Here is a 5,637-nt window from a genome sequence, read left to right as displayed (position 1 = left end):
CCCACAATTATTCACCCCCCACGATTATTCCCGGGCTACCGTATAAAGTTGCCCCCAGAGGAATCCTAAATCTTCCCGACTCCCGACTCCCTAATACCGACTCCCGACTCAATAACCGGTTCAGCCGATCGCGCTTTTTGAGTTTTTTGCGTCCACCAGTAGGCCCCGATTCCGACGACCAAATTGGCGAAACAGGCGGCGGCGAATATGCCGGTAATTCCGAATAAAAAGCTGCCCAAATAGGCGAGGGGGACGTAGAGAACCAGCAGCCGGCCGACGGTCATCGTCAGGGAGGGCAAGGGCTTCCCGAGGGCGTTGAAACTGGAACTAGCTACCAGCATCAGACCCAGAGTGCCGTAGCTGATCGGAACCAGGGTGAGGTAGGTGGAGGCGATCGCGACAACTTGCGAATTGGTGTCGAATTGGGCGGCAATTTGTTCTGAGCCGGCGGCCAAAATGACCGTCAACAACAGGCCCCAAATTAAGCAGAAAATGAATGAAATTCGGATCGCCCGGTAGACGCGATCGTACCGCTGTGCCCCCCAATTTTGACCCACGAAGGGGCCGATGCTGGCGGATAATGCCATCAATACAATTAACGCGAAGGCCTCCACCCGGGTGGCGATGCCGAACCCAGCCACGGCCGGAGCCCCGTAGGTGGCGATCAAGCCGGTGATCAAAGCGGTGGAAATGGGGGCGATCGCTTGGGTTCCGGTGGCGGGGATGCCGACGTGGAGGACCAGTCGCCAGTCGGCCACCAAATCTTTGGGGTGGGGCAGTTTCCACAGGAGCATTTTTTCCCTAAAATGCAGGAACAGCACCGAGGCGATCAGGGTGGTGGCCCGTCCGATCACCGTGGCGATCGCGGCACCTTTCAACCCCAGACCGGGAACCGGGCCGAAGCCGAAGATCAACAGGGGATCGAGAACGATATTCACCAACGCGGCGACGGTCATGATCACGCTGGGGATGAACGTATCGCCCGCCGCCCGGAGGGCGCTGGTCCCCACCATCGGCACCACCAGGAACAGGACGCCGCCGTACCAGATGGTCATGTACTCCCGCACCAGGGGCAAGACGTCGGGACCGGCCCCCAAAGCCGTAAATACGGGGTCGATGGTGGCCAGTCCGGCGATCGCCAGCAGGGCCACCAGCAACAGGGCGAGGCTGAGGCTGTTGGTGGTCAGGCGGCGGACGCGATCGCGCTCCCCCACCCCGATCGCCCGGGCGATGACAGACGCGGCCCCCACCCCCAGGCCCATCGACACGCTCCCCAGCAGCGTCACCACCGGGAAGGTGAAGCTCATCGCCGCCAGTTGGCGGGTACCGAGTTGGGCGACGAAGTAGGTGTCGGCGAGGCTGAAGGCGATGATCGCAAACACCCCCCAGATCATGGGCAGGGTGAGGCGGACCAGTGTGGGAGTAACGGGGCTTTGTGTCAGTGTTCGGTTCATGTCGATCCGTGTCGGGGCGATCGGCCCGCAACTGAAGGCCCGATCGTTATACAGTTGAGAAGTGTTGAGACTTCTTTACAAAAGTTTACCGAATTTGGCGCGACGTTGGGGAAAACGGCCGGTTCGGGAATCCGGAACGGCTTGGCGACCCGCCATCTCCCGGTTCCCGGGGATCGGCAAAATGTTACATATTATTGCATTGATTCATAAAAATTAGACTGCGATCGCCCAAATCCCCTAATCTGTATAGGAGACAATTTCCCGATTTGCGGGAATTGAGAATTGAAACGAAACGAGAATAAGGAGATATAAGGTGGCGCTTCCTTTATTAAGCTACACTCCCACGAGCTTCAATACTCGGGTTGCCGGGTACGAAGTTCCGGGTGACGAGCAACCCATCATTTATACGGCCGAAAATATGCCTTCCGGATCGGAGTGGGACACCCTGATCTGGGCGGCCTATCGGCAAATTTTCAGTGAACATCAGATTCTCAAGTACAACCGCCAAACCTTCCTGGAGTCCCAACTCAAGTTCGGTCAGATCACCGTGCGGGACTTCATTCGCGGGTTGGCCACTTCGGCTCCTTTCTTGGAACGGAACTTCCAAACCAACAACAACTACCGCTTCGTCGAAATGTGCGTGCAGCGCATCCTCGGCCGCGACGTTTACAGCGAACGGGAAAAAATCGCCTGGTCGATCGTCGTCGTCAACAAGGGGGTTCGGGGCTTCATCGATGAATTGCTCGACAGCGACGAATACCTCGACAACTTCGGCTACGATACGGTTCCCTACCAGCGTCGCCGGGTCCTGCCCCAGCGCAACGAGGGTGAAACGCCGTTCAACCTGAAGACCCCGCGTTACGACGCATACCACCGCAACCAACTCGGGTTCCCTCAAATGATCTGGCAAACTTCCGTTCGCCGGTTCGTTCCCCAAGAGAAGCAGCCCAAAGCTGGCGATCCGAGAAACTTCCTGAATATGGCGAAGCAAGTGACGCCCTCCGTCAACACGGTGACTCGGGTTTCCGTCGGCAGTATCAATATCGCCACGATGGTGCCTTACCGCAAGAGCTAGATTTTGCGGGAATTCGCCCGAAACATAACCCGCGATCGCTGCCAAGGGTTAGATATCAGGAGTTGAAGCCCGTTTGGGTTCAGACCCTTGATAATTAACACTTGGCAGCGAATTTTTGTGGGCGCGATCGCTCGGGTGTAGGGGGTAGGGTGTAGGGTGTAGGGGAATTAAAGACCGCCTTGACTTCGGAGTTTTAAAGCGGGTTGCGACTCTCAATCTGTCAATATCCGGGCGATCGCTGCTATACATAATATAAATCGTATCGATTTCGCTTTTCCCGATGAATGTCGAGTCCGCCAACGAGAGCAACCCGATTGTGTGCGATCGCATCGCCCAGAAAATTTCCGCCCACCCCCAGAACCGGATCACCTTCGCCGAATACATGGAAACGGCTCTCTACGACTCCGAAGGGGGTTACTACAGCACCCACCGACCCCAGATCGGCGCGGGGGGCGACTTCTTCACCTCCCCCCACTTGGGGCGGGACTTCGGGGAATTATTGGCGACACAGTTCGCCCAGATGTGGGAACTGTTGGGAAAACCGGAACCCTTCACCCTGGTGGAAATGGGGGCGGGACAGGGGATTCTCGCCGCCGATATCGTGGGTTACTTTCAACGGCATTGTCCGGAAATATTGCCGGGGTTGGATTACGCGATCGCCGAAAAGTCCCCTTCCCTTCAAACCGAACAGCAGCAGCGGTTCCGGCAGTTGGGCGCCCCCTTCGACACCATCCGCTGGTGCGATTTGGACGAACTCACCGAAAAGTCCGTGACGGGTTGCTTCTTCTCCAACGAACTGGTGGATGCGTTTCCCGTCCATTTGGTGACGCGCCGGGATGGACAATTACAGGAAATTTATGTCACCGTAAAGGGCGATCGCGAATTTGTGGAAGTCGTCGGGGAACTCTCCACCCCCCGACTGGCGGACTATTTCCAGTTCGTGGGCATCGATTTGCTCTCCGACGCCTACCCGGAGGGCTACCGGACGGAGGTGAACCGGGCGGCTTTGGACTGGATGGAAACCGTCGCCGGAAAACTACAGCGGGGATTTGTCCTCACCATCGATTACGGATATGAAGCCGATCGCTTCTACAGCCCCACCCGCCGGGAAGGGACGCTCCAGGCTTATTACCGACACCGACACCACAGCGATCCTTATCTATATGTCGGGCGGCAGGATTTGACGGCCCATGTGGATTTTACCGCTTTGGAACGAAAGGGGCGATCGCTGGGATTGGAAACCTTGGGGTTGACGCGACAGGCTTTGTTTCTGATCGCCCTCGGGTTGGGCGATCGCATCGCGGCCGTGTCCCGGGGGGAAGGCGGAACGCTCTCGGAGGTACTGCGGCGGCGGGAAGCTTTGCACTCCCTCATCGATCCAATGGGGTTGGGCAACTTCGGCGTCCTGGTCCAGGCGACATCGGGCGAAAAGGGCTTGCAGCTCCAGGGTTTGAGCGAACCCAGCCGTTAGGAGCCATTCCGAGTCCGTAGAAATACTGAATTGGGGGCTGGGAAATCGTGTAATATTGAGAACCGGCAATCTCCGGATATCGGCGTCGTTGACATTCGCGCCGGGATATTCCGTAAATTTACACAGGGGGATCGCGATCGGGATCACAGATGAATTTTAACAGCCCGGTTATCCTTTATAATGTCTGGATTTTTACGGATCTACAGCGTTTATTTTTATACCCAAAAATCCGAAGCTCTCCCCCCAATCCATCTCGATGCCCCGACATGATTAGAATCTCAATAAAATCAGAAAAAAATTATATCTTGCCATCGAAGCATCAATTTTCAATTTGTTTTTATAACTTTCGGGATAATTTACAAAAATTTAAAGGTGATACAATCGTTCTGTAAAGATGTTGTAAATCCGTGAAAACACTGTGGACACTCACCGGGAGAATCGCTACTATGGTTTACAGATGAGGGAAAGCGCGCCGCGCCTCCCACACAGCAAACCTCACACTTTCGGAGAGCAGAGATGAAATTCGGATTTTCTAACATTGTCGCGTCCGCCGTTTTGACTGCCGGTTTAGTATCGATGTCCGCAACCGGTGCATTGGCTCGGCCCGGCGGTGGCGGTGGCAACGTCGCTGTTTGTCAGACTAACGTGTTTGGCGATTTATTCACAGAATGCCGAGATGCATCTGGTAACGATAATGAAACAGCAGTTGCAACCCTCTTTGCTGATCTAAATCTAGAAGTCATCGATGGTTGGAATCTGGATGATTACAAAGTTGACAGCAACTCCGGTTCTAATGACTTCTTCACCATCGAAGAAACTTCCGAAGGCAGCGGTACTCTGAGCTTTTTGGATAGCACGCTCACCACTTCTCCCTTTGCGTTTGTCCTGAAAGGCGGCAATGGCTACGCGGCTTACCTGTTTGACGACGGAATCAGCCAGTTAGAGAATCTCACCTGGGAAACTGGCCGCCCCGGTTTGTCTCACGCGACTCTGTACGTTTTTGAAGGCGATTCTTCCGGTGGCGGCGGTTCTCAAGAAATCCCCGAACCCACTGCTGTGCTGGGACTGATTGCAGTCGGCGGAATGCTGGTTGGCAAGAAAGGACTGTCTCGCAACAGCTAGGATGACAGGGGGAGCCAGGACAATTTTTGATTGATTGTTCAAGCCTTTCTCTGCTCCCGCTTCGCCTCCCCCTGGCTTCAAAACAATTATTCGGCAACAGGTTCAATTTTCGGGGTCCGTCCTGTCGCCACATTCAGCCATAATTTGAAGCCTTGAGTTGGGACAAATTTATATCAGAGCTTAATTTAACTTAAGATGCATCTACTCAATCCACTGGAGATTTTGCAGGTTGTTATCAATGCTTTAACAATATCACTCAACCACTTTTCCATTGAACTTATCCTCAGACTCTAGCTCAAATTGGATACCCTCAAAATTGGAGCTATTGGCATCCGGCGAAACGGTTCTTAAAGGGCGATCGCCGGTTTTTGATATTTGATCAATTTATATTCTTTTCATCATTATATTATTTCTATTTCCGTGGGGGCAACCGTCTCTGGTTGCCCGTTTAAAATTCTGTTTAAAATTCTGTGGGGGCAACCTTATAGGGTTGCCCGTTTAAAATTCTGTTTAAA

General features: G+C 54.2%; 4 protein-coding genes. 3 read left to right on the top strand and 1 reads right to left on the bottom strand.

From position 1 onward, the window contains the following. Positions 1 to 65: 65 nt before the first annotated feature. Positions 66 to 1,454 carry an MATE family efflux transporter gene (locus AC0QHF_RS13380; protein ID WP_324704717.1) on the bottom strand — a complete coding sequence of 463 codons (1,389 nt, stop codon included), beginning with the start codon at positions 1,452 to 1,454 and terminating at the stop codon, positions 66 to 68. Positions 1,455 to 1,767: 313 nt separating this feature from the next. Here AC0QHF_RS13380 and AC0QHF_RS13375 point away from each other — a divergent pair, with 313 nt between their 5' ends. From AC0QHF_RS13375 to AC0QHF_RS13365, 3 genes are all read left to right on the top strand, one after another. Beyond that, on the top strand, positions 1,768 to 2,529 hold the full coding sequence (locus tag AC0QHF_RS13375; protein ID WP_324704716.1) for a phycobilisome rod-core linker polypeptide: 762 nt from the start codon (positions 1,768 to 1,770) through the stop codon (positions 2,527 to 2,529). A gap of 280 nt (positions 2,530 to 2,809) precedes the next feature. Then, positions 2,810 to 4,000, top strand: coding sequence for a class I SAM-dependent methyltransferase (locus tag AC0QHF_RS13370; RefSeq protein WP_324704715.1), 1,191 nt, complete (start codon positions 2,810 to 2,812; stop codon positions 3,998 to 4,000). Between the two features lie 516 nt (positions 4,001 to 4,516). Then, positions 4,517 to 5,122, top strand: coding sequence for a PEP-CTERM sorting domain-containing protein (locus AC0QHF_RS13365; RefSeq protein WP_324704714.1), 606 nt, complete (start codon positions 4,517 to 4,519; stop codon positions 5,120 to 5,122). The last annotated feature ends 515 nt before the right edge of the window (positions 5,123 to 5,637 follow it).

This window comes from Lyngbya sp. CCY1209, from assembly GCF_055795065.1.
Note: the sequence above shows the minus strand (reverse complement) of the source record. Positions and strands in the feature narration are given on the sequence as shown.